Raw genomic sequence first — 23476 nt, 5'->3', positions numbered from 1 at the left:
CAGCTTCTATACCCACCAACACTATACCGTCAACACTAGAAAACAAAAAAAATGACATTTTTCTTTCAGGGGCACTTTTGCCCATCCCCCTGAAGCAAAACAACGTATGCTTGCCAGCTCATGTTCGGCCCCTGCATTCGTCAGCAGACCAAGACACACTGCGCGACGAAGCAAATAGCCCAAACAGGAATCGTAAACAGACTGCTTAACTGACTAAAACCAGACCGCTCCCGCCCCGGCAAACCAACACAATTTGTTACTTTACGTTTCCATCGCCCAGCATGAATAGAAGCCCAAGCTTTTCAGCAGCCTCAGCATAATTGCCCCGGCCTAAAACACCTGGAAAAGCCGCCCATATCCGGACAATGCTGCCATAGTAACGCCCTAGCGGTCCTTATGGTTCCTGACGTTTCTGGCCTCGAGGCTCCTTGTTTTTGGCAACTCCCCGTGGATCAAGCGAAAGAGCACGCCCCAAAGAGTTCTGCCTTATGGCGCGTTTTGCAACGCACTGAATTTACTGTGGAATATGTCTTTGAGGTCGCCACATGGCGTGAATGTCGACATGCTCTATATAGAGCGATAGGTTCGCCCCGCTCCTTCAAGGCAAACTCCCGCCATAATGAGTAGTGACTGTGCCTGATGCGGGGAGCAATCGGCTTTCCCGCTCTCATGATACTTTCATAAATCCACAAAAAGACTATATACGCCTGACGTTCGACCTTTCTGGGGGACGGACTTACTGCGCCGGTTGGCGCCGCCGCAATTTTTGATTTTCTTCGAATGGCCAACTGATGAACCTTATGAACCCAGCCTCTGCACCCACCACGGAAGCAACACTCCAGCCGCTTCCCTCCGCGTCTGGACAACTGCGCCGTTACGGTGATTTTGCGACTTTTCCAGATGCGCTGGATTACGCCGCACAAGGCACAGCCGGGTTTAATATCTATTCGGGCAAAGGTGTGCTGCTTGAAGCCCTGCCCTACAGCGTGCTGCGGACACAGGCTATTGAAACCGCAAAGCGCCTGCTTGGCATGGGGCTACAGGCCGGTGACCGCGTGGCGATTGTTGCGGAAAGCGATGGCGACTTCGCCCGCATCTTTTTTGGCTGCCAGTATGCTGGCCTTGTTGCAGCGCCCCTCCCCCTGCCCGTCGCATTTGGTGGTAAGGATGCTTACCTGACCACCCTGCGTGGCATGATCACCAGTGCGCAGGCCAGCGCGGTCGTTATTCCGGCCATTATTGAAGGCTGGACGGATGACATTGTAGAAGGTCTTGGTCTGGTTTTTGCTGGCTCCCCCAGCGAACTGATGGCCCGCCCCGTGCCGGATATGGAACTGGGCAAGGTGGACCCCGATGCGCTTTCCTACCTTCAGTTCTCTTCAGGCAGCACCCGTTTCCCCATGGGGGTTTGTGTCTCCCAGCGTTCGGGTATGGCCAATGTGGCTGCCATTGCGCATGACGGGCTGCAGGTCCGCGAAACCGGAGATCGCTGCGTTTCGTGGCTGCCGCTTTACCATGACATGGGGCTGGTGGGCTTTTTCCTGACCCCCATGACATGCCAGCTCACTGTTGACCTGCTGCCGACGCGTGAGTTTGCGCGCCGCCCCCATGTCTGGCTTGATCTGATCAGCCGTAACCACGGCACCATCGCCTACAGCCCATCCTTTGGGTACGAGCTGTGCGCCCGCCGCCCTGCCGCTCCCGGACTGGACCTGTCCCGCTGGCGGGTTGCAGGTATTGGTGGCGATATGATCCGCGCCCATATCCTGCAGGAATTTGCCGAGCGCTTTGCACCTGCCGGGTTCAACGCCAAAGCTTTTGTTGCCAGTTACGGCATGGCCGAAGCAACGCTTGCCATCAGCTTTGTCCCGCTCGACACCGGGATTGAAACAGATACGGTTGACCTGCCCCTACTGGAAAGCAAAGGGATTGCGCAGGCTCCGGGAAACCCCAGCACACCGTCGCGCACCTTTGTTGTATGCGGCAAGGTGCTGCCCAAGCATGCCATGGAAGTTCGCAACCCCGATGGCGTTGTGCTGAAGGACCGTGAGGTTGGCACCATTTACGTCCGTGGTCCGAGCCTTATGTCCGGCTACTTCCGCATGCCGGAAGAAACCTCGCAGGTGCTGGATCAGGATAAGTGGCTGAACACGGGTGATCTGGGTTACATGCTCAACGGTCAGGTTGTGGTCACAGGACGCGCCAAGGACCTGATTATCATCAACGGCCGCAACATCTGGCCGCAGGATCTGGAATGGTCGGCAGAAACCCACATTCCCACCCTGCGTAGCCGCGACGTGGCTGTTTTTTCCCTTGAAAAAGACAACCATGAAGAAATCGTGGCGCTGATCCAGTGCCGCACCACCAACCCCGAAGCCCGTGAAGCCCTCCGCGCCGAAACGGCGAGCCTGTTCCGCAGGCTGCATGGGGTTGATGTTATGGTTGTGCTGGTTCCCCCTCATACGCTGCCCCAGACCTCTTCTGGCAAGCTGACCCGCGCCAAAGCCCGCACAATGTATGTGAACGGCGCTTTTGCCCAGCAGCCCGAAGTCGCCTGAAGCACGGGAGAAAAGTCGCCTGTGAGTGAGAGGCTAGTCAAATCTGGTTTTTTCTCTCATAAGGCGGCCACAGCGGGCGGAAGCTCGGCTTGATATAAATGCCATAAAGGATGAAGGACCCGACATGAGCGAAACCGTTGAAAGCGTTTCCGCGCTGATCATCCAAAAGCTTCTTGCCAATCCCAAAGTCCCGCGCGACATCGACGGCAACTGCAAGATCATGGAAGATCTGGCATTTGACTCTCTCGCAGTCATGAACTTTGTCATGGAAGTGGAAGATAGTCTGGACGTCTCTGTTCCGCTCGACAAACTGGCGGATATTCGCACGATCAATGATCTGGCCGCCTGCATTGTTGACCTGAAGAACAAAGGGTAAGCGTGGATGACGTCACTGTTTTCCAAATTCGAGGGCCTTGCGGGCGCTCTGGGCTCTGTTGTCGCGGCTGGCGGGCGCAATCCGTTTGCCGTTGTCATTGAAAAGCCGGTTTCCTCTACTGTTGGGATTATAGAGGGGCGTGAAACCCTGCTCTTTGGCACCAACAACTATCTGGGTCTCAGCCAGTCCGAGCGCGCCATCAAGGCCGCGCAGGCAGCAGCAGAAACCTGCGGTGTTGGCACAACCGGCTCCCGCATTGCCAATGGAACACAGTCGCTCCATCGCCACCTGGAACGCAAGATAGCCGACTTTTTCAAACGGCGGGACGCCATGGTGTTCTCCACCGGGTATCAGGCCAACCTTGGCATGATCTCCGCTCTGGCCGGGAAAGACGATTATCTGATTCTGGATGCCGACAGCCACGCCAGTATCTATGATGGCAGCCGCCTGAGTGCAGCGCAGGTTATCCGCTTCCGCCATAACAGCCCGGACGATCTGTACAAGCGCCTCAAGCGGCTGGATGCGCCCAACAGTGCCAAGCTGATTGTTGTGGAGGGCATTTACTCCATGACCGGCAACGTGGCCCCCATGGCCGAGTTTGCCGCCGTCAAGCGTGAAACCGGCGCATACCTTATGGTGGACGAAGCCCACTCCTTTGGGGTGCTGGGCGAGCATGGGCGCGGTGCGGCCGAAGCCGAAGGCGTGGAAGCAGATGTTGACTTTATTGTTGGCACTTTTTCCAAAAGTCTGGGCACGGTTGGCGGTTACTGCGTATCTGACCACCCTGAACTGGAACTCGTGCGCCTGAACTGCCGCCCTTACATGTTTACTGCCTCACTCCCCCCGGAAGTGATTGCAGCAACAGGGGCAGCCCTTGAGGACATGATTGCCCAGCCAGAGCTGCGCCGCCAGCTTATGGACAATGCCGCCCAGCTGCATGCGGGCTTTACCAAGCTTGGCCTTAACGCCAGCAAGCGGGTCAGCCCGGTTATTGCCGTAACACTGGAAACGGTTGAGCAGGCCATTCCCATGTGGAACCGGCTGCTTGAACTTGGGGTTTACGTCAATCTCAGCTTGCCTCCGGCAACGCCGGATTCACGCCCGCTGCTGCGCTGCTCCGTTATGGCAACGCACACAGCGGCACAGATTGACCAGGCCCTTGCCATTTTTGGTCAGGCTGCCGTGGAATGCGGTGTACCGCTCCAGCCAGAAGCCGCGTAACATTACGCGCCCTGCCTGAAGGCCCCTTGCCGCCAGAGCTTCCACAGCACTGGCGGAGCAGCCAGTAGCGGATGTTTTTCCGCAAATGGGCTAAGGGGAATGTTTATTCCGCTATGCCGCCGGACTTTCCACGCGGCATAGCGGGCACTTCCTTTAAATGTATAAACCGCCTTGATCAGGCGCAGGATGTTCAGCGGACGCCCCAACCGCGCCCTGAGCCGCCATTGGCGCTGGGCCTTGTTTTTCTGTTCAGCAGTGAGCAAGGGCAAAACCTCCCCTCCCTCCGCCTCAAACGGAATGCCCGCAGCCTGCCAGCACGGGAGGAGACTATGCTCATACCGCGCCAGATTGGCATCAACCAGACTGCTGCTCCGCTGCCCGTTTTCAACACGTAATTCTGCTTTGTAGGTACTGGCATACAGAGCATCCCAGAATACTCTGTATGGAGCCTTGAGTGGACCAAGAAGGGCCGCCCATTTTGCTGCCGTTACATTGGCGCGCACAATGCAGTGGGTAATGGCCTGCGCAGCCTGTGCGTTATTACTCCAGACCAGCCTGACAGGCTGGGAGAACCGCGCCCAGACCGTGGTATTCAACGTGGAAAATCCGGTCAGCTCATGCAGTTGTGCCAGGGTAAGAATGGCAATTTTGGCGCGCATGGCACGGCCTGCCACCCTGAGTTCCTGATACTCCACATTGGGTGGCAATACCGCATTGGCCATGCAGGCCAGAGCAGAGCGCGGCCAGTCTGACTGCTGGCTGACAATAATGTAGAAATCGAGCAGCGTGTCTTCATCAATACCAGCACGCAGCCCCGAGCCATAAAACAGAACGCCCAGAGGTCGCACATGACCCAACATCTGCTCCACAAACCGGGTCACTTCCGGAGCAACGGGAAGAGCCAGCTCCTGCGCCAGCATATGTGTGATCTGGCCAACGGCCTGCCTGCGGGTTGTCTGCTCGGTATTAGCCATGTGTGTCAGCCATTACGCATAAAGGAAGGAAACGGGAGGGCCTGCCTGAATGGTAAAATCCGTCTTGTCGCCCGGCTCCAGAATCTCGCCATCCAGCACAAAACTTTCGTTTGTCTGCATCTGAAGGGTTTGCACGGCACCACTCTGGTAAGCTGAGGAGCGGCGTAGCCATTCCGGAGCCTTCCCACGCAGCAAGGTCCACACAGCCCGCATGAGAGAAGGCGGATATGCCGCCACGTCCAGATAATGCATGCCATTGCACGGCGCACCACCGGCACGCCAGAACGGCCAGACACCATAGGGCAGCGTGTTCAGCGCCGTGCAAAGCACCATAAAATGGTTGTTCACGCTACTGGCTTTGCCATCGTATGTCAGCCGGGCTGCGGCCCCTGCCAGCCAACCATCTCGCTGGCGAGGGAGCAAAAGCTGCATAACTGTCATGACAAAAGTCGCTATAACCGCCATGTCGTGCGCATAACGTTTGAGCACCGCAGGCTGGTGGGCAATGCTTATGCCCCTGCCAAAAGCCCCCATACCCCCAAAAAAGCCGAGAACAGCAGCCCCCTCGTACCCCGTGCGCAGCACAACCAGCGGATGGCGCTGCTTGACCTTACGCATGGCCTGCCCGGACCGCAGTTCGGTTTGCAGGCAACGCAACGCCTCCGCCCCACGTTTGCCGTACCCCACATCCGCCGCAATCAGGTTGGTATTGCCCGATGGAATAACCGCAACAGGTGGCCACTCCTCCGGCGGCCAGCCAGAGGCATGCAGAACGCTCAGCACCTTGCCAACCGTACCATCCCCGCCATCCACCACAATGCAGGAGAGGCTGCGCGTACGCAGATCCTCCACAACACCCTGCAATGCGGCATGTGTATCTGGTGCGTAAAACAGGACATTGGGCAACGCCTGGATACTCTGGAGATAGTCCGGGCCGTTCTTCAGGTTTTTACGGCTGAACGGATTATAAATAAGGGCTAGATGATCGGGCACTCACGTACTCTATAATGCACAAGTTACAGGTCGGTGCTTTTGCCCCGGCTCGGCTCAGTGGTATAAAGAGCCAGAGCGCGCTTGTCACATACTGTACGCTGGCAACGCCCCCGACTGGAGACCTAATTTTCTTGGCCAGCGTTCTTCTTGCCCATTTTTCCGACCCGCACCTGCCTCTGGCTGGCCTGCCCACTTGGCGGGAATGGCGTTTTAAACGCGTATTAAGCCTGTTGAGCTGGTTTTACCGCCGCAGGCACCTGCATGCTCCGGCCCCCCTGTTGCAGGTCATGCAGGACATTGAGCAGGCACACCCCACGCTGGTCGCCCTTACAGGGGATATGACCAATCTTGGCCTCCTATCTGAATTCCGTGCGGCGGAACGCTGGCTAAAGGAGCAGAACCTCCCCCCCACACTGCTTGTGCCGGGCAACCATGAGGCTCTGGTGCGGGAAAAAAACCGGGAAAAACGCGCCCTGTGGGCACCGTGGCTCCATATGGGGGAGAACAGCAAGGCTCCCTCTGTTCTTGTTCAGAACCATGTCGCCCTGATCGGGGTGAATACGGCAGTGCCCTCCCTCCCCTTCATGGCAACAGGCAGAACGGGGGACCAGCAACTGGAACTTTTGGGCAAGACACTCAGAACACTCGGCGAGTCCGGGTTATGCCGCGTTGTGCTGCTCCATCACCCGCCGGTCGCCCATCTGGTCCAGAACCGCAAGGGCCTGACGGACCTGAACATGCTACAGGACATCCTGCGCCGCGAAGGAGCGGAACTGGTGCTACACGGGCACTCCCACCGCGCCACGACATGCACCATTCCGGGCACCTCCATTCCTGTAATTGGCACGACGTCTGCATCCCATATTGCCAGCAGCCCCCAGAAAGCCGCTGGCTGGAACCAAATAACCATTACCGCCCAGCCCACCACATGGGATATTACCGTGCAACGCAGGGCACTTGGTACGGATGGTTTTATGCACGACAGCGAGGCAGGTAGAGTTTACTCACGGCATCGCCATTTACCAAAAACCGCAGTATGACATTTTTCATGCTGAACGCGCCCGCCATCCGCCGCTTTTTCCAGCGGTTCCGGCCCACAACGCTTGATCGTTACCTGATCAATCAGGTTATTCCGCCATTTACCATTGCTCTGGCCGTGGTCATGACGGCGCTTCTGCTCGAGCGCCTGCTGGTTCTGTTTAACCTGCTGGCGGAAGGCAACAACAATTTACGCACGTTTGTTGAGCTGCTGACCACCCTGCTCCCCCATTATCTGGGGCTGGCCATACCGGCCGCTCTTTGCGTGTCGGTTTTTGCCGTCATGCGCCGCATGAGCCAGAATGAGGAAATTGACGCCGCCAACAGCAGCGGCCTCTCCCTTTTGCGAATCACGCGGCCCTATATCCATCTGGGGCTGGTGCTGGGCGTTATTTCCTTCCTGCTTTACGGGTTTATCCAGCCCCATGCACGGTATGACTTCCGGGCTGCGTTCTATTTTGCCAGCCACACCGGCTGGTCCCCGCGCCTGCAACCACGCATGTTTGCCCGCCCCTCCTCCGACCTCACACTTGTTGCCGAGGACGTAACCCAAAGTGGGTCTGAGCTGAAAAACGTCTTTATTCACGATACGTCAGACCATCAGGAACGGAACATTACCGCCCGCAAAGGCCACATCCGCATTGCCTCGGATGGCAGCACCGTGCAACTGGATCTGGAGGATGGCATCATTGTCTCGGACTCGGGTGACAAACCTCCCAGCCTGACAACATTCCAGCACTCCACCCGCTACCTGACCCATGCCTCCCAGACCACGCCCTTCCGCGAACGTGGGGACGATGAGCGCGAGCTCACATCCCCCGAACTGATCAGCAAGATTGTTCGCCAGGACGGCAGTATCTCGCGGCCGCATATGTGGTCGGAGCTGCATTTCCGCCTTGCCCGCAGCCTGACCATTCCCTTTATTCCGCTCCTTGCAACCGCGCTGGCCATGGCCCGCAAGCGCCAGCGCAATAATGCGGGCCTGCCCATTGCCTTTATCCTCATGATCGGTTTCGACCATATCCTGCAGTTCGGGCACAGCATGGTTGCAACCCGGCAGCTCTCTGTACTGGTCATATGGGCACCAGCACTTGTGTTTATTGTTCTGTGCGTGGCGTTGCTCCTTTACCGCTCGGGCACATTCCTCCTCTGGCGTGCCCGCTGGGCACAGCCAGCCAGAACCCGGCAGGCATAAAGAAAACCGTATATGAGCAAGCCTTCACCCAACCCGCGTTATGTTCTGTTGCGCTACCTGTCCGGGGCACTGCTTTTTCGCGTGGTGTTCTGCAGTTGCGTGCTGGTCAGCCTGCTGGAAATTCTGGCACTGCTAGAGCAGACAACCCCCATTCTGCAGCGGCATCTGGGTATTCTGGGGATTTTCAATTACGCCTGTATGCGCCTACCCTTCCTGCTGTCTGGCGCGCTGCCGCTCAGCACGCTCATTGGTGCGCTGCTTATGCTAACGCAAATGACCCTTGCCAGCGAAATAGCCATTCTTCGTGCCGCAGGCCTATCCACGCTCGGGTTATACAAATATCTGGTGCCCGCAACGTTACTGATCGGGCTGGCAGGCATTGTGCTGGATGATCAGGTAACCCCCCGCTCCGAGCAGGCTCTGGCCGCATGGTGGAATCGCACCGACCCCACCCCCGAGGATGGGCATTCCTTCTGGTTTCATGAAGGCTCCAGCCTGACCCATATTGGCCACGTGGCCGATGGCGGCAACATACTGGACACGGTTGACGTGTACATGCGCGATGCCAACCGGATGCTGAACAAAACCCTGCACGCACAAACGGCCCATTACACCGGCGCACACGGCTGGACCCTTTACAACGTGGAAGGGCTGGACGTGGACCTCAGGGACCAGAAGGTGGACCGTCTGGAGCATCAAGCCGACATGCCATGGCACACGACTCTGGCGCCACGGGATTTTATTCGCCTGTCTTCGGGCAATGCGCCGCTGTCCACCGCAACCATTATTGGCATGCTACGCGGGCAGCTTGCCTCGGATTCCAGCCCGGGTTTCCTCCGGGCGGGGCTGATCGAGCGGTTCCTTCGCCCGGCGTCTCTGCTGGTTCTGCTGTTGATCGCAATGCCAGTAATCTATATCCCTCCACGAACGGGGACACGCAGTTGGTTGCCAGTATGGTGTCTGGGCGCTGGGCTGCTGTTTATTGTTGTACAGGGACTGCTGCGGGCTATGGGTAATGCCGGTCTGCTCCCGCCTCCGGTTGCAACAGTTCCCACGTTGATCATCTTTACATTGGGGGCACTGACTGTGCTCCTGAGGAACGAAACACGATGAGCGGAACTCTGAACAACCCCTCCCTCAAGACTGGTCGCAGTTTTGACCTGGGTAAAATGGATCTCCGGCAGCTGTGGATCGCCTATCTGACGTATCCAACCATTCTGCTGTACTTTGCCCTTGCCCTTGCCAGTGCGTTTGTCTCTGCCCATTTTTTTGCAGGCTGGCCCAAAACACTCAGCGCCATACTGGCCGTGGTGTTTGTCTACCCCATAGTGTGGTACATGCTGCACCGCTACGTTCTGCACGGGCACCTGCTTTATAAAAACAAATGGACCGCCGGACTGTGGAAGCGTATCCATTTTGACCACCATCAGGACCCGCACCTGCTGGATGTTCTGTTTGGCGCGCCGGTTACAACCCTGCCCACCATTGCCGTAATCACCCTGCCCATTGGCTACCTGATCGGTGGCGTTGCCACGGCAGCCGCGGCTTTGGGCACAGGCATTGCCATTACCTGCATTTACGAGTTTTTCCACTGCATCCAACATCTGAACTACAAACCCCGTTCAGCTTGGATCCAGCGCATGAAAGCCCGCCACGTGCTGCACCACTTCCATGATGAAGATGGTAATTTTGGCATTACCAGCTTTGTGGTGGACCGGGTTCTGGGCTCCTACTACGTGGATGCCAAAGCACGCCCGCGCAGCCCGACCGTGTTCAATCTGGGATATGATGTTGAACAGGCCTCGCGCTACCCCTGGGTTATGGAACTAACCGGCGCTCCCCCGCGCGACCGGCCCGATGGCGCGCGTCCGGACCAGAAACGCGCGGCATGAGCACGGCTCCCGCCATTACCGCTCTGGTGCTTGCCGGAACACGCCCCGGCAAGCCGGACCCCGTTGCTGTTGCCGGTGGTGTCTCGCACAAGGCACTTCTGCCCATTGATGGGGTTCCAATGGTTGTGCGGGTGGTTCACGCCCTGCAGGCCGTACCCGCCGTTACCCGTATTGTCGTCTGTCTGGAAGACCCGGCTATTCTGGCCGGGATTTTACCAGACGATGTGCAGGTTGTGGCATCCCGCCCCGAAGGGCCAAGTGCCAGCGTGCTGGACAGTCTTGCACATTTTGGTACCCCGCTGCTGGTGACCACAGCAGACAATGCCCTGCTCCAGCCTGAATGGGTGGAGGAACTGCTCCACACTGCAGCCGATAAAACCGATATTGCCGTTGGCGTTGCCACCCAGAGCAGCATCCAGCAAAGTGTACCCCAGACCAAGCGCACCTATATCCGCCTGACGGACATGGTTTTTTCCGGCTGCAATCTGTTTTACTTCAAAACCTCTGTTTCGGCCCGGGTAGCCGAGCTGTGGCGCAGTGTGGAAAAAAACCGCAAACACCCGCTGCGGGTCGCATGGACTCTGGGCTTGGGCGTTCTGCTTCGCGCAGTAACCGGGCGGCTATCCACGCAGGCCTTGTATGCCCGCATTTATGCCCTTACCAGCGCACAGGCCGAGCTGGTTCCCCTATCAGATGGGCGCGCGGCGGTGGATGTGGACAAGGAAGCCGACATCCTTCTCGCCCAGCAACTTGCACCGGTGTTAAAGGCGCAATACGGGCATTAACCCAACCAGGCCGGGTGCTGGAACAGCCCCGGCTCGTACCTTCAGGCTGGCATAAGCTGTTCCAGCAGGGGCGGAATGTCCTGCATGCAAGGAGCGGAAGCCTTGGCCCTGCTGGCCAGTTCGGGTGCACCGTACCCCCAGCCTGCAAATACAAAGGGGCAATCGGCCCCTTCAGCCGCCAGATAATCCGGCGGCATATCCCCCACCATCACACTGCTTGCCGCACTCCCTCCGGCCTGCGCAATTGTGCCCAGCAGGTGCCGCGCATCCGGCTTGCGGGCAGCAAAGCTATCCCCCCCGCCCACGGCAGCGAAAACGGAAGTCAGCTCAAAATCCGCAAGAATACGGCGTGCCGCTTTTTCCGGCTTGTTCGTGCAGACGGCAAGCAGCCACCCTTGTGCCCGCAAGCGGTGCAAAGCCTCCTCCGTACCGGGGAACAGGCGGGACAACCGGGTGGCACGGGGTGTGTAAGCCGCCATAAAACGGCTGACCGCCTCCTCCGTGGAAAATGGTATGGCTGGAGCGGTCCTGCTTTCTTTTGCTTTTTGCTCCACGCTGGCGTGCAGGGCCCGCTCCACCAGTGCCTGCACGCCATTGCCTATCATGCCGCGCACCTGTGTATCGGACAGCAATGGCAAGCCACATTGGGCCAGAATTTCGCGGCAGCATTCCGCCAGATCCGGCAAGGAATCCAGCAAAGTGCCGTCCATATCGAACACGGCCAGACGCAAAGCAGACATTCCGTTCCTCCGCCTCGTAAATATTAGAAAACTTTTATGATATTGGCATGGAGTTTTTCCATAAGCGAGACGTTTGACACACGCCGGAGCTTGGCTTACCGCATCATTTATGACGTCTGATCCCGCATTCCGTCCTGCCACAGCGGTTCTTCTGGCCGCAGGGCTAGGCACCCGCATGAAATCCTCCCGCCCCAAAGCCCTGCAGCACCTTGCGGGCGGCCCCATGCTGGCCCACCTGCTACGCAACGCAGCCGAGGTCTTTGATCGTCTGGTTGTGGTCATCGGGCCGGAAATGGCAGATGTGGCGGAAGTTGCCGCCCCTTACCCCGTGGTCATCCAGCACGAGCGGCTTGGCACGGCCCATGCGGCCCTGCAGGCAGCGCAGTGGTTTGGTGATGGCGATATGGCAGTCCTGTATGCAGATAACCCGCTTATTTCTGCCCAGACCTTGACCGCCCTGCTGGAGGAGCGGCGTAAACCCGATGTGGGTCTGGCCCTGCTGGCCATGCGCCCGGCAGACCCAGCCCGCTACGGCCGTGTGGTGACCAACGCCGGCAATGTGGAACGCATTGTGGAATGGTCGGATGCAACCCCCGAGGAACGCGCCATAGACCTGTGCAACGCAGGTGTTCTCTGTGCCGATGCCGCAGACTTCCGCCGCTGGCTGGAAGCCGTGGGCAATGACAACGCCAAAGGTGAGTTCTACCTGACCGATGTGGTGGACCTGGCTGTGGCCGAGCATGCGCAGGTCCGTGCGGTTGAGGCCGCAGAGGATGAACTGCGTGGTGTGAACTCCCGCAGCGAGTTGGCTCAGGCCGAAGCCGCCCTGCAAAAGCGCCTCCGCCAGAACGCCATGGACAACGGGGTAACGCTAGTTGCCCCCGAGACAGTCTTTTTGGCAACAGACACCCAACTGGCCGCCGATGTGCTGGTTGAGCCCAATGTTGTCTTTGGCCCCGGCGTTGTTGTGCATGAAGGTGCTGTTATTCGCGCCTTCAGCCACCTTGAAGGGTGCGAGGTACATTCTGGCGCAGTGATTGGCCCATATGCCCGCCTGCGGCCAGAAACTACTATTGGTGCCAGCGCGCGGGTTGGCAATTTTGTTGAACTCAAAAGTGCCGAGCTGGGTGCGGGTGTTAAAGTCAACCATCTGTCCTATATAGGAAATGCACAGGTTGGCACGCACTCCAACATTGGGGCCGGGACCATCGTGTGCAACTATGATGGGGTGTTCAAACACACCACATCCATCGGCAAAAATACGTTTGTCGGCTCCAACTCCGTACTGGTTGCCCCTGTCGAGATCGGTGATAACGCCCTGATCGCAGCAGGCAGTACCATTACAAACAATGTGCCGCAGGATGCACTGGCTCTGGGGCGTGCGCGCCAGACCACCAAACCGGAACGCGGCAAACTATTCAAAGATGCCCTGAAGGCAAAAAAGGAAAACGGCTGATGTGCGGAATATGCGGCGTTGTCGGGTTACGCCATGCAACCCCCATTGTGCTCGAAGGCCTGCGCAGGCTGGAGTACCGTGGGTATGATTCCGCAGGCATTGCCACTCTGGTAGATGGGCGCGTAGAGCGCCGCCGGGCGGCTGGCAAACTGGATAATCTGGCCAAACTGCTGGAGCAGGAACCCCTTGCGGGCAAAACCGGCATTGGCCACACCCGCTGGGCCACCCACGGTGCCCCCACCACCTGCAATGCACACCCACACGGTACAGCCCGCGTGGCCATTGTGCATAACGGCATTATTGAAAACTTTGAAACACTGCGCCAGGAGCTTGAAGCCGCCGGGCAGGTGTTTGAAACCGAAACCGACAGCGAAACCATTGCCCTGCTGGTGGACTACCACCTGCAACAGGGCCTGCCCCCCAAGGAGGCAGCCCTTAAAGCGCTCAAACGTCTGGATGGCGCATACGCCGTTGCCATGATTTTTGCAGGCCATGAAGGGCTCATGATCGGGGCGTGCAACAACGCACCACTCGCCGTAGGTTTTGGGGATGATGAACTGTTCCTTGGTTCGGATTCCCTCGCACTGGCTCCCCTGACCCGCCGCATCACCTATATGGAAAATGGCGACTGCGTGGTGATCACCCCGCAGGGTGCCGAGTTCATGACCTTTGATGGCACGCCCCTTGAGCGCCCGGTGCAGATTACCGCCCTGACCGCAGGCTCCATCGGCAAGGATGGCTACCGCCATTACATGGAAAAGGAACTGCACGAACACCCGCTGGTTATTGGGCAGACCCTCCAGCGCATGATCGACCCGGCAACGCGCAAGGTTGTGCTGCCAGACCTGCCGTTTGACCTTGCCACCGTGCCACGTGCGGTCATAACCGCCTGTGGCTCGGCTTTTTACGCCGGAATGGTTGGCCGCTACTGGCTGGAAGAAATTGCCCGCCTGCCGGTTGATATTGATGTGGCGAGCGAGATGCGCTACCGCGATCCGCCGCTGAGCGCAGGCTCCCTTGGCCTGCTGATCTCCCAGTCCGGGGAGACGGCAGACACACTGGCAGCCCTGCGCAGCCTGCGTGAAAAAGCCATCCATATTCTCTCTGTTCTTAATGTGGAACACAGCACCATGGCGCGTGAGAGCGATGTGATGCTGGGAACCGTGGCAGGCCCGGAAATTTCGGTCGCCTCCACCAAAGCCTTTACCGCGCAGCTGACCGTACTGGCCTGCCTGACCATTGCCACCGCCCGTGCCCGCGGCACGCTAGACCCCATGGGGGAAGAAGAACTGGTCGCCGCACTCATGGACCTGCCAAGCCGTGCGGCGGAAGTGTTCAACCAGGGGAATGCCATTCGGCAAATGGCGACCATTGTGGCCGAAGCGCGAGACGTCCTCTACCTCGGCCGGGGCAGCATGTTCCCCGTAGCCATGGAAGGCGCGCTCAAGCTGAAAGAAATTTCCTACATCCATGCCGAAGCCTATGCGGCGGGGGAAATGAAGCACGGCCCCATTTCCCTGATTGACCGCACCGTACCCATTGTTGCCAGCGTGCCCTCCACACCGCTGTTCGACAAAACCCTGTCCAACCTGCAGGAAGCAAAAGCCCGTGGCGGCCGCCTGCTGGTCTTTACCGACACGCAGGGAGCTGACCGTGTTTCCGCCATTGCCGAGCAGATTGTAGTGCTCCCGCGTGTGCATGATTTTGTCGCACCGATCCTGCAAACCATTCCGGTGCAGATGCTCGCGTATGAGGTTGCCGTGCTCAAGGGTACGGATGTTGACCAGCCGCGTAATCTGGCAAAATCGGTAACGGTGGAATAACCAGACCTCAAGAGCTGGCTCCTTTATTATCAGGGAGCCAGCTTTTGCTTTTGCGGTTCAGGGCGTTTGCTTGGGTGTTTCGTCCAGCCGCATGACAACGTGCCCCATTTTGGGGTGCTCCACTTCCAGCCTGACAACCGACATACCTATGTTGGGAATATTCTCAAACCAGACCCGGCCGATCTGCGGCTGCCTGAGTTTGCTGAACTGCCCATTGGCCGTAAATCCCTTAACCTGCTGCAAAACAAAATTGCAGGTCACGGACTCGCTCCCCCACGCATGGGATGCGCTGGAGGGTGGACGCTCCACCCCCGTATTGCGCAAGCTCAGCACGCTCAGGCGCAGGCCATCAAAAAGCTTCTGGGGGGCTTCATCACAACGATTATGGGTTTGCATCTGGTGCACCAGCCCAACCAGCAGGGCAACAATATCCTGCGCGCCTGCCCGTTCTTCGGGGGTTACCTTTTCCCGGGTGCCTATGGGGGGCTCCTGTACCGTAATCTGCGGCACACCAGCCTGATACGTCATGTGCAGGTGGCTCTGCTCATGATTATAGGTGCCTGCGCTGTCATACTGCGCGGGTTCAGCCTGCCCGCTGGCCAAAAACTGACCAGAGCCCTGCATACGCATATCGGTCTGTACGAACAGACCAAAAAAGCCTGCGGTCTGAACCTGCGCAATGCCGCTATAGGCATTGATCCCCAGCCTGTACCCGACATTGGCTGTTAACACATGCAGGCCATGCACATTGATCAGATACCGCGCAGAGGTCTGCATGAGCCCCCCTTCCGCACGGGCCTGCTGCACAGCCGGGCAAAAAGCCAACGGCAGCATGCCAAGGAGCAGGCCCATGGTCATGCCGCACATATGGCGGCGGCATGTGTTTTTCCGGTTCATTATTCCAGCCCGCATAGCAGCAAGACGCATGTTCTGTTCCATTCCGCCCGCAGGCAAAACCTTATCCTGCGCGATAACCAAGCCGGAAGGAAACCGCCTCTGCCAGACGGGATGCAACACCCCCCAGACGCGCAACGCTGTACCGCCCCAGCTCCGCTTGTGGCAGGCTGATCCCGATTCCGGCCAGTGCACGCCCTGAATGGTCTTTGACAGCCGCGCCAAAGCACCACAGCCCATCATGCACCTGCTCGTCATCCACCGCATATCCACGATCCTTGATTTCGGCAATTTCGCGCACCAGCGTTGTAACCGAGCATATGCCATTAGGCGTCAGGGGCTGGGGCCAGGTTGTAACAGGGTGCAGGGCCAGCCATTCCCGGAAGGAGGCATCATCCATACCCGCCAGCATGGCATTGCCTGTGGCCGTAAATATGGCAGGCAGGCGCATCCCTACCCTGAAGGACGCCCCCAGCACGGTCGCACTGTTACGGCAGGCCACATACACAACCTCCGCCCCCTCCAGCATGGTGAGGGTAACGGTAAAGGCCTCCAGATCCGTGCGAGTCTCCAGCACGTGGTAGAACTCACTCACCAGATCCCGCTTTTCCGTAACGTCGCCTGCCCAATCAAGCAGACGTGTTCCCAGCCGGTACCCCTGCGTGACTGTTTTTTCCAGCAGGCCCAGCTCCTGCATAACCGCCAGCAGACCATGGGCCGTGCTACGCGGTAAATCGAGCTGACGGGCTACATCTGCCGCCAAAGGCGGTTTGGCGGCATCCTTGACCATATCAAGTATACGAACGGCCCTGCGTAGAGCGGGAACCGTATCCTGCGATTTGGACATGTTATTCTTATTTTCCATGTTGACAGGAGAGGCTCATATCTTCATATTCCACATACGGGATCGAGTTCAACATAATGAACAACAAAAAGCAGAACACGATCTTGCCGCGCACAAGATGTGGTGGAAGTCTGGCACAAGAACCCGGAACAGGGCAGCAGGCTTCCACCCACTACTTGCAGACAGCATAACATCTCGCTCCTTCTCTTGTGGTGCGCTACACAGGATGCCTTACCTGCCACAAAAGCAGCAAAAGGGCAGCACCTTGGCAACAAGCATATACGATTTTACCCTACCCGCACTCGATGGCAGCAGCATTGATCTGAGTGCCTACAGGGGCCAACCCATCCTGATCGTGAACACCGCCTCCAAATGTGGGTTTACCCCACAATATGAGGGATTGCAGGCTTTATGGACACAGTTCCACAAAGCCGGGCTGGTGGTTATTGGCGTTCCCAGCAATGACTTTGGTCAGCAGGAACCCGGCACATCGGAAGACATCGCAACATTCTGCCAGAAGAACTACGGCGTTGCTTTCCCCATGGCAGCACGCAGCGTTGTCAAAGGCCAGAACGCCATACCGCTGTTTAAATGGCTGGATACAGAGCTGGGCTTTCTGGCACGCCCCAGATGGAATTTCTTCAAATACCTGATCGGGCGAAACGGCCAGCCTGTTGCATGGTTTTCCTCCATAACGCCACCCACCTCCGCCCGCGTGCGCAATGCGGTCGAACGGGCTTTGCTACCCACCGGATAACCCCAGCAAACATAAAAAAAGCGGCATTCCCCCTAGTGCGAGGAATGCCGCCTTATGCCGTGTGCCTTCTAACGCGTAACAAGCTTGCCATCGCGCAGGGTTACAACCCGGTCCATGCGCGGCAGAAGTTCCTCATTATGGGTTGCAACCAGTGCGGCCAGACCACGCTTGCGCACGGCTTCCAGCAGTTCGGTAAACACCGCGTCTGCCGTATGCACGTCCAGGTTGCCAGTGGGTTCATCCGCCAGCAGCAGGGAGGGGGCATTAGCCAGCGCGCGCGCAATAGCCACACGCTGCTGCTCCCCACCAGAAAGCTTGCCCGGCAGGTGGTCTACCCTGTGGGCAAGGCCAAACATCTCCAGCAAACGCTCAGCTTCCTTCCGGGCTACCCGCTTGGGCACACCTGCGATCATTTGCGGCAGAACCACATTTTCCCGCGCGGTAAATTCCCCCAGCAGGTGGTGGAACTGGTACACAAACCCGATTTCATCCCGCCGCAGGGCTGTGCGCCCGGCATCGGCCATGGTGCTGGTCGATTGACCACGAATAATAATGTCCCCCGCATCTGGCGTATCCAGCAGACCTGCCAGATGCAAAAGCGTGGACTTACCCGTGCCCGATGGCGCAACAAGCGCCACGATTTCCCCCGCATTGAGGGTAAAATCCGCCCCCTGCAAAATGGGCAGCACGTCATGCTCCCCACTGCGATAGGTTTTTTGAACGCCGTTCAGGCGGAGCACCGCAGTATCATTCATGACGTAGCGCCTCGACCGGGTCTGTTCTGGCTGCGCGCCAGGCTGGATACAATGTTGCCAGAAGCGAAAGCAGGAGGGCCATGCCAATTACCTCGCCAACCTGCCCCCAATCCAGCTTGGCTGGCAGGTGTTCGAGGTAATACACCTCCGGGTTAAACAGGTTTGTACCCGTCAGGCTTTGCAGCAGTTGCCTGATGCGCTCGATATTCATGCAGAACACAATGCCCAGTGCCGTCCCCGCCACCGTGCCGGTAACACCCACCGATGCCCCACACATCAGAAAAATACGCATAATGGCGCCACGGCTGGCCCCAATGGTGCGCAGCACGGCAATGTCGGCCGTTTTGTCCTTGACCATCATGATCAGGGAGGAAATGACATTGAACGCCGCCACAACAATAATCAGGGTCAGGATCAGGAACATCACGTTCTGTTCCACCTGCACGGCCCCGAACAATGCGTTGTTGGCCGTTGTCCAGTCCAGCACCCGCAAACCCGGATCATCCACAGCCCTGACAATGGCCATAGTAACCGGGCGCACATGCTGCGCATCCTTTGTGGCGACCTGAATCTGCGTCACCTTGCCCGGCATCTGGAAATATACCTGAGCGGCGTGCATAGGCAGGAACACAACGCTGGAATTATAGTCATTTACCCCGGCGTCAAAAATCGCGCTCACACGGTATGAACGCACACGCGGTACCGTGCCAAAAGCAGTGGCCGCCCCTTCGGGCGAAACCAGCGTCAGGCGCGAACCAATAGACAGCCCTGCCCGCTCGGCCATGGTTACACCAACCACAATGGAGTCATCCCCCTGACCAAACTGGTCCAGAGACCCCGCAACAAGGGAGGAACTGACCGCCGTAAGGTCGTGCAGGCCCTGTGCCGTAATGCCGTGCACCACACCACCGGCACTGTAAGACCCGGCACTGAGCAGCACCTGCCCTTCTATAATAGGTGTGGCACTCAGCACATCAGGAACAGAGCGGACTTCCTGCGCCACATCTTCATACTGGGAGATGGTGCGCCCTGCGCCATAAATGCTCAGGTCCCCGTTCAGGCCCAGAATACGGCCCATAAGATCGGCCTGGAAACCGTTCATCACCGCCATGACAATGATCAGCGTTGCAACGCCCAGCGCAATACCAACCAGAGAAAATATGGCGATGATGGAAACAAACCGCTCCCCACGCCGCGCGCGGAGATAACGGCCAGCTACCGCACGCTCGAAGGGACCGAACATGGTGCTCAGCCCGCCAGAACCAGAGCCAGCGCTTCATCCACGCTCAGCTCCTGCCGTTCCCCTGTGGCGCGACGCTTGAGTTCCACCCGGCCTTCCTTGGCGCTACGGGGGCCAACCACGATCTGCCACGGATGGCCCATCAGATCGGCATCGGCAAATTTTACGCCAGCCCGTTCGGACCGGTCATCATACAGGAATGCTTCTGGCGCTTTTGCGTAAATCTGCTCGCACATCTCATCACACAGCGCATCACCGGACTTCAGGTTCAGGATAGCAGCGCGGAAAGGAGCTACAGAATCGGGCCAGATAATGCCGTTTTCGTCGTGGCAGGCTTCAATAATAGCCCCGGCAAGGCGGGAGACCCCAATGCCGTAGGACCCCATTTCGGGGAAGAACTGCGCACCATCGGCACCGCTAACACTCACCCCCATGGATTCCGTGTATTTGGTACCAAAGTAGAAAATATGACCAACCTCAACACCGCGGCCTTCACGCTTCTGGGCGTCGGGCACTGCGTCCCATGCTGCCGTATCATGCATTTCATCCGTGGCGGCATATGGCGTGGTCACACGGTTGAAGAAGGCTTCCAGAGCTTCGGAGCTGCTGGTGTCTACGGGTTCGTCCAGCCAGTCCTGATCTTCCAGTGCGGCATCATAGAACACCCCACTTTCCCCCGTTGGGGCGAGAATAAGGAATTCGTGGCTCAGTTCCCCACCGATTGGCCCCGTATCGGCCCGCATGGGAACAGCGCGCACACCCAGACGCTGGAAGGTGCGCAGGTAAGCCAGCATCATGCGCCGGTAGGTGGCTACGGCAGATGCGTAATCCACATCAAAGCTGTAGGCGTCCTTCATCAGAAATTCGCGGCCACGCATCACGCCAAAGCGAGGACGCATTTCATCGCGGAATTTCCACTGAATGTGGTACAGAACCTGCGGCAGGTCCTTGTAGGATTTTACTGACTGACCGAACAGGTCTGTCACCATTTCCTCATTGGTTGGCCCGTACAGCAGTTCGCGCTTGTGCCGGTCCTGAATACGCAGCATTTCCGGCCCGTACGCATCGTAACGGCCGGAGCGGCGCCACAGGTCTGCGGACTGCAAGGTGGGCATAAGTACTTCCTGCGCATCCACCCGGTCCTGCTCTTCACGCACAATCTGGCTGATGTTGCGCAGCACCTTAAGCCCGGCTGGCAGCCAGGCATAAATGCCCGAAGCCGTCTGGCGGATCAGCCCCGCACGCAGCATGAGCCTGTGAGAGACGATCTGCGCCTCTGCCGGATTTTCCTTGAGGGTGGGAAGAAAGCTGCGCGAAAGACGCATGTGCATTCAGCCTTGTATGGGGCGTGCCTCCGGCAAAAGGAGAGGCATGCCTGTGTTATCTGTTATCAAGCTGTAAAACAGCCCTGAACGAAAGAAAACCCGGCAGGACCGGGCTTTCTTGTTCGTCGGTATCTAAAACGCCTTATACGCGCAGCACGTGCACATCCACCAGCGGGCGCTTTTGCAGCTTGCGGCCAAGGGCGCGGCGCAGGGCTGTTTTGGCGGCCTCGCGGAAGGCTCCATCCTCGTTGCGCAGTTCATCGGGGATCACGTCCAGTGCGTTGGCGAATTCTTCGCGCACACGCACACTTTCCAGATCATCCGGGTCCAGCAGACCGGGCGCGCTCACCTTGGGGTCGCCAATAACAAAGCCTTCGTCATCCACAGCAAAGCTGCCAATGACAATGCCGTTAAACAGCATTTTGCGGCGGGCTGCCAGAACGCCACCATTCATGGGCAGCAGGCGGTTGCCGTCCAGCGCAAGGCGGCCTGTGGGGGCGGTATCCACCACTTCCAGCTTACCCGGGGAAAGACGTAGAATATCCCCGTCCTCCAGCAGAATGGGAGCAATACCCATTTCCTGCGCCAGAGCGGCCTGTGCGGTCAGGTGCCGCCATTCGCCGTGCACCGGCACCACATGTTGGGGCTTGAGCAGTTCGTACATCTTCTGCACGTCACCACCCGTGGCGTGGCCCGAAACATGCACAAAGTGTTCACGGTCGGTAATAACCTTAACGCCACGCTTTGCCAGATTATCCTGCACCGCCATGATCGCCCGCTCATTACCCGGAATCATGCGGCTGGAATAAATGACCGTATCCCCTTCCCCGAGGGAAATATTGGGATGCACGTCCATGGAAATACGCGACAGAGCCGAGCGCGGTTCGCCCTGGCTGCCCGTGATGATCATGAGCAGCTGGTCATCAGGCACATCATTCACGTCCTGCTCGCTCAGGAACGGGAGAACACCGGACAGATAACCGCACTCACGCGCAGCCGTGTCCAGGTTACGCAGCGAACGCCCGACCAGCACAACCGTGCGGCCAGCGGCCTGTGCGGCCATGGCAATGGTTTCCACCCGCGCCACGTTGGAGGCAAAGCAGGTCACGGCAATGCGCCCCTTAAGGCTTGCCACCAGTTCGGTCATGCTCACGCGCACTTCGGACTCGGAGCGCGAAGGGCCGGGCTTCATCACGTTCGTGCTGTCGCACACCAGTGCAAGAACGCCCTCCTCACCAATTTCGGCAAGGCGGTTCAGGTCTGTTGCGGGGCCAACCAGCGGTTCGGGGTCAAACTTCCAGTCGCCTGTGTGGACCACAATCCCTGCCGGAGTACGCAGGACCATGGACTGGGCTTCCGGCACGGAATGCGTAACCGGCACGAACTCGATGTCAAACGGGCCCACATTAAAACGTGCACCGGGCATGATCACGCGGATCGGCACATCCATCAGGCGGGCTTCGGCCAGCTTGCGGCGCAGTACGGCACTTGCAAACGGCGTAACGTAAATGGGGCATTGCAGCATGGGCCACACATGCGCCACGGCACCAATATGGTCTTCGTGCGCATGGGTAATAACCAGCCCGGCCAACTGGTTCCGCCGCTCGACAATAAAGGCGGGGTCGGGCACCAGAATTTCTGCTTCGGGGGTATCGTTCCCGCTAAAGCCAATGCCGCAATCAATCGCCAACCATGTATCGCCCTGACGATACAGGTTGAGGTTCATGCCGATCTCACCCGTTCCGCCCAAGGGCAGAAAGGCCAGATCGCCGTTCTGTTCAGTCATATTATCCGATTATCCTTCAGCCAAAAAATCTCGTTCTACTGTCAGTTTCGGCAGGGGGTTTCGCCCCGCCAGCAAGCGCAACCCGTTAAGGGTCAGCATTGAATCCACATGGTCAAAGACCGTTGTCCCCTCCGAGAAAAGCGGAGCCAGACCGCCTGTTGCGAGCACCTTCATGGAAGGCCCCACTTCACGGCGGATCCTCTCAACGATCCCCTCGATCAACCCTACATACCCCCAGAACACGCCTGAGCGCATGGCTGCAACTGTATTCCGCCCAATAGCGGACTCCCCTACGGGGCGACCAATACCAATACGGGGGAGCCTTGCCGCAGCCTGATGCAATGCCTCGACCGACAGATTGATGCCGGGCGCAATAACACCGCCGCAGTAACTTCCCTCCTGATCCACCACATCAAACGTGGTGGCTGTGCCAAAATCTATAACCGTCAACGGGCCACCATAGGTGTAATGAGCGGCCAGACCATTGAGCAGACGGTCCACCCCGACTTCATCCGGGTTATCCATCTTGATGGCAAACCCCCAGTCCAGCCGGGCGGAGGCCAGCAGTGGCTCTACAGCAAACCACTGGCGGCATAAAGTACGCAAATGGTAAAGGGCCGCAGGCACCACCGTGCCTATAACAGCCCCTTCAATATCATCAGAGGTCAGGCCCTGCGTTTTTAGCAGCGCTTGCAGCCACACCCCATATTCATCCGAAGTCCGCTGGGGCTGCATGGTAATCCGCCATACACCACGCCATTTTTCGCCGTCGTGTACAGCAAACACAACATTGGTATTCCCTGCATCAATGACAAGTAGCACTC

General features: G+C 58.2%; 21 protein-coding genes. 11 read left to right on the top strand and 10 right to left on the bottom strand.

What is annotated here, in order from left to right:
- Positions 1–791 precede the first annotated feature (791 nt).
- The 3 genes from ACSYTG_RS04985 (at position 792) to spt (ending at position 4155) form a co-directional block, all read left to right on the top strand.
- Positions 792–2558: a fatty acyl-AMP ligase gene (locus ACSYTG_RS04985; protein ID WP_489782975.1), complete on the top strand. Its 1767-nt coding sequence runs from the start codon at positions 792–794 to the stop codon at positions 2556–2558.
- 124 nt (positions 2559–2682) lie between these two features.
- The gene (locus ACSYTG_RS04980) at positions 2683–2934 is read left to right on the top strand and encodes an acyl carrier protein (RefSeq protein ID WP_025826198.1); all 252 of its coding nucleotides are present in this window, start codon (positions 2683–2685) and stop codon (positions 2932–2934) included.
- A gap of 6 nt (positions 2935–2940) precedes the next feature.
- The gene (gene spt, locus ACSYTG_RS04975) at positions 2941–4155 is read left to right on the top strand and encodes a serine palmitoyltransferase (protein ID WP_086645405.1); all 1215 of its coding nucleotides are present in this window, start codon (positions 2941–2943) and stop codon (positions 4153–4155) included.
- A 2-nt stretch (positions 4156–4157) separates the two neighbouring features.
- On the opposite strand, the gene ACSYTG_RS04970 is transcribed toward spt, so the two are convergent.
- Together ACSYTG_RS04970 and ACSYTG_RS04965 are read right to left on the bottom strand one after the other, a co-directional pair.
- Positions 4158–5129, bottom strand: coding sequence for a hypothetical protein (locus tag ACSYTG_RS04970; RefSeq protein WP_489782976.1), 972 nt, complete (start codon positions 5127–5129; stop codon positions 4158–4160).
- A 12-nt stretch (positions 5130–5141) separates the two neighbouring features.
- A complete protein-coding gene (locus ACSYTG_RS04965; protein ID WP_095349435.1) occupies positions 5142–6122 on the bottom strand; it encodes a diacylglycerol/lipid kinase family protein in 981 nt (326 codons plus the stop codon).
- Positions 6123–6253: 131 nt separating this feature from the next.
- Between ACSYTG_RS04965 and ACSYTG_RS04960 the strand changes: the two genes are divergently transcribed.
- From ACSYTG_RS04960 to ACSYTG_RS04940, 5 genes are read left to right on the top strand one after another with little or no spacing between them, the layout of a single operon-like run.
- Entirely contained in the window at positions 6254–7162 is a 909-nt protein-coding gene (locus ACSYTG_RS04960; protein ID WP_489782977.1) for a metallophosphoesterase family protein, read from the top strand.
- Positions 7159–8355 (top strand): LptF/LptG family permease, encoded by a 1197-nt coding sequence (locus ACSYTG_RS04955; RefSeq protein WP_086645408.1) that lies wholly within the window; start codon positions 7159–7161, stop codon positions 8353–8355. Before ACSYTG_RS04960 ends, ACSYTG_RS04955 begins: the two co-directional genes overlap by 4 nt.
- A 12-nt stretch (positions 8356–8367) precedes the next feature.
- A complete protein-coding gene (locus tag ACSYTG_RS04950) occupies positions 8368–9468 on the top strand; it encodes an LptF/LptG family permease (RefSeq protein WP_489782978.1) in 1101 nt (366 codons plus the stop codon).
- Positions 9465–10247, top strand: coding sequence for a sterol desaturase family protein (locus ACSYTG_RS04945; protein WP_165925454.1), 783 nt, complete (start codon positions 9465–9467; stop codon positions 10245–10247). Before ACSYTG_RS04950 ends, ACSYTG_RS04945 begins: the two co-directional genes overlap by 4 nt.
- Positions 10244–11032 (top strand): nucleotidyltransferase family protein, encoded by a 789-nt coding sequence (locus tag ACSYTG_RS04940; RefSeq protein WP_489782979.1) that lies wholly within the window; start codon positions 10244–10246, stop codon positions 11030–11032. The genes ACSYTG_RS04945 and ACSYTG_RS04940 overlap by 4 nt, the downstream gene beginning before the upstream one ends.
- Before the next feature lie 41 nt (positions 11033–11073).
- Here the strand turns inward: ACSYTG_RS04940 and ACSYTG_RS04935 are convergent, their stop codons facing one another.
- On the bottom strand, positions 11074–11772 hold the full coding sequence (locus ACSYTG_RS04935; RefSeq protein WP_489782980.1) for an HAD hydrolase-like protein: 699 nt from the start codon (positions 11770–11772) through the stop codon (positions 11074–11076).
- 109 nt (positions 11773–11881) lie between these two features.
- On the opposite strand from ACSYTG_RS04935, the gene glmU reads away from it, so the two are divergent.
- Together glmU and glmS are read left to right on the top strand one after the other, a co-directional pair.
- Positions 11882–13228 carry a bifunctional UDP-N-acetylglucosamine diphosphorylase/glucosamine-1-phosphate N-acetyltransferase GlmU gene (gene glmU, locus ACSYTG_RS04930; protein WP_489782981.1) on the top strand — a complete coding sequence of 449 codons (1347 nt, stop codon included), beginning with the start codon at positions 11882–11884 and terminating at the stop codon, positions 13226–13228.
- Positions 13228–15051 carry a glutamine--fructose-6-phosphate transaminase (isomerizing) gene (gene glmS, locus ACSYTG_RS04925; RefSeq protein ID WP_489782982.1) on the top strand — a complete coding sequence of 608 codons (1824 nt, stop codon included), beginning with the start codon at positions 13228–13230 and terminating at the stop codon, positions 15049–15051. The genes glmU and glmS overlap by 1 nt, the downstream gene beginning before the upstream one ends.
- Before the next feature lie 57 nt (positions 15052–15108).
- Here the strand turns inward: glmS and ACSYTG_RS04920 are convergent, their stop codons facing one another.
- Both ACSYTG_RS04920 and ACSYTG_RS04915 read right to left on the bottom strand, forming a co-directional pair.
- On the bottom strand, positions 15109–15948 hold the full coding sequence (locus tag ACSYTG_RS04920; protein ID WP_489782983.1) for a DUF3108 domain-containing protein: 840 nt from the start codon (positions 15946–15948) through the stop codon (positions 15109–15111).
- Positions 15949–16009: 61 nt separating this feature from the next.
- Positions 16010–16792: an IclR family transcriptional regulator gene (locus ACSYTG_RS04915; RefSeq protein ID WP_086645662.1), complete on the bottom strand. Its 783-nt coding sequence runs from the start codon at positions 16790–16792 to the stop codon at positions 16010–16012.
- Between the two features lie 223 nt (positions 16793–17015).
- Here ACSYTG_RS04915 and ACSYTG_RS04910 point away from each other — a divergent pair, with 223 nt between their 5' ends.
- The gene (locus tag ACSYTG_RS04910; RefSeq protein ID WP_489782984.1) at positions 17016–17546 is read left to right on the top strand and encodes a glutathione peroxidase; all 531 of its coding nucleotides are present in this window, start codon (positions 17016–17018) and stop codon (positions 17544–17546) included.
- A gap of 68 nt (positions 17547–17614) precedes the next feature.
- Here ACSYTG_RS04910 and ACSYTG_RS04905 read toward each other — a convergent pair whose 3' ends face one another.
- From ACSYTG_RS04905 to ACSYTG_RS04885, 5 genes are all read right to left on the bottom strand, one after another.
- Entirely contained in the window at positions 17615–18301 is a 687-nt protein-coding gene (locus ACSYTG_RS04905) for an ABC transporter ATP-binding protein (RefSeq protein ID WP_165925446.1), read from the bottom strand.
- Entirely contained in the window at positions 18294–19544 is a 1251-nt protein-coding gene (locus ACSYTG_RS04900; protein WP_086645418.1) for a lipoprotein-releasing ABC transporter permease subunit, read from the bottom strand. Before ACSYTG_RS04900 ends, ACSYTG_RS04905 begins: the two co-directional genes overlap by 8 nt.
- 5 nt (positions 19545–19549) lie before the next feature.
- Complete coding sequence (gene proS, locus ACSYTG_RS04895) at positions 19550–20866, bottom strand: proline--tRNA ligase (protein WP_489782985.1); 1317 nt, start codon at positions 20864–20866, stop codon at positions 19550–19552.
- Between the two features lie 142 nt (positions 20867–21008).
- Positions 21009–22652 (bottom strand): ribonuclease J, encoded by a 1644-nt coding sequence (locus ACSYTG_RS04890; protein ID WP_095349424.1) that lies wholly within the window; start codon positions 22650–22652, stop codon positions 21009–21011.
- Between the two features lie 9 nt (positions 22653–22661).
- A complete protein-coding gene (locus tag ACSYTG_RS04885) occupies positions 22662–23474 on the bottom strand; it encodes a type III pantothenate kinase (protein WP_086645420.1) in 813 nt (270 codons plus the stop codon).
- Positions 23475–23476 lie beyond the last annotated feature (2 nt).

Source organism: Acetobacter sp. ESL1128 (genome assembly GCF_058505085.1).
Note: the sequence above shows the minus strand (reverse complement) of the source record. Positions and strands in the feature narration are given on the sequence as shown.

Excerpts from the sequence above, each read along its gene's own strand:
- ACSYTG_RS04985 (WP_489782975.1), top strand. The coding sequence starts at position 792 with ATGAACCTTATGAACCCAGCCTCTGCACCCACCACGGAAGCAACACTC.
- ACSYTG_RS04980 (WP_025826198.1), top strand. The coding sequence starts at position 2,683 with ATGAGCGAAACCGTTGAAAGCGTTTCCGCGCTGATCATCCAAAAGCTT.
- spt (WP_086645405.1), top strand. The coding sequence starts at position 2,941 with ATGACGTCACTGTTTTCCAAATTCGAGGGCCTTGCGGGCGCTCTGGGC.
- ACSYTG_RS04970 (WP_489782976.1), bottom strand. The coding sequence starts at position 5,129 with ATGGCTAATACCGAGCAGACAACCCGCAGGCAGGCCGTTGGCCAGATC.
- ACSYTG_RS04955 (WP_086645408.1), top strand. The coding sequence starts at position 7,159 with ATGACATTTTTCATGCTGAACGCGCCCGCCATCCGCCGCTTTTTCCAG.
- ACSYTG_RS04950 (WP_489782978.1), top strand. The coding sequence starts at position 8,368 with ATGAGCAAGCCTTCACCCAACCCGCGTTATGTTCTGTTGCGCTACCTG.
- ACSYTG_RS04945 (WP_165925454.1), top strand. The coding sequence starts at position 9,465 with ATGAGCGGAACTCTGAACAACCCCTCCCTCAAGACTGGTCGCAGTTTT.
- ACSYTG_RS04940 (WP_489782979.1), top strand. The coding sequence starts at position 10,244 with ATGAGCACGGCTCCCGCCATTACCGCTCTGGTGCTTGCCGGAACACGC.
- ACSYTG_RS04935 (WP_489782980.1), bottom strand. The coding sequence starts at position 11,772 with ATGTCTGCTTTGCGTCTGGCCGTGTTCGATATGGACGGCACTTTGCTG.
- glmU (WP_489782981.1), top strand. The coding sequence starts at position 11,882 with ATGACGTCTGATCCCGCATTCCGTCCTGCCACAGCGGTTCTTCTGGCC.
- glmS (WP_489782982.1), top strand. The coding sequence starts at position 13,228 with ATGTGCGGAATATGCGGCGTTGTCGGGTTACGCCATGCAACCCCCATT.
- ACSYTG_RS04920 (WP_489782983.1), bottom strand. The coding sequence starts at position 15,948 with ATGAACCGGAAAAACACATGCCGCCGCCATATGTGCGGCATGACCATG.
- ACSYTG_RS04915 (WP_086645662.1), bottom strand. The coding sequence starts at position 16,792 with ATGTCCAAATCGCAGGATACGGTTCCCGCTCTACGCAGGGCCGTTCGT.
- ACSYTG_RS04910 (WP_489782984.1), top strand. The coding sequence starts at position 17,016 with ATGCCTTACCTGCCACAAAAGCAGCAAAAGGGCAGCACCTTGGCAACA.
- ACSYTG_RS04905 (WP_165925446.1), bottom strand. The coding sequence starts at position 18,301 with ATGAATGATACTGCGGTGCTCCGCCTGAACGGCGTTCAAAAAACCTAT.
- ACSYTG_RS04900 (WP_086645418.1), bottom strand. The coding sequence starts at position 19,544 with ATGTTCGGTCCCTTCGAGCGTGCGGTAGCTGGCCGTTATCTCCGCGCG.
- proS (WP_489782985.1), bottom strand. The coding sequence starts at position 20,866 with ATGCGTCTTTCGCGCAGCTTTCTTCCCACCCTCAAGGAAAATCCGGCA.
- ACSYTG_RS04890 (WP_095349424.1), bottom strand. The coding sequence starts at position 22,652 with ATGACTGAACAGAACGGCGATCTGGCCTTTCTGCCCTTGGGCGGAACG.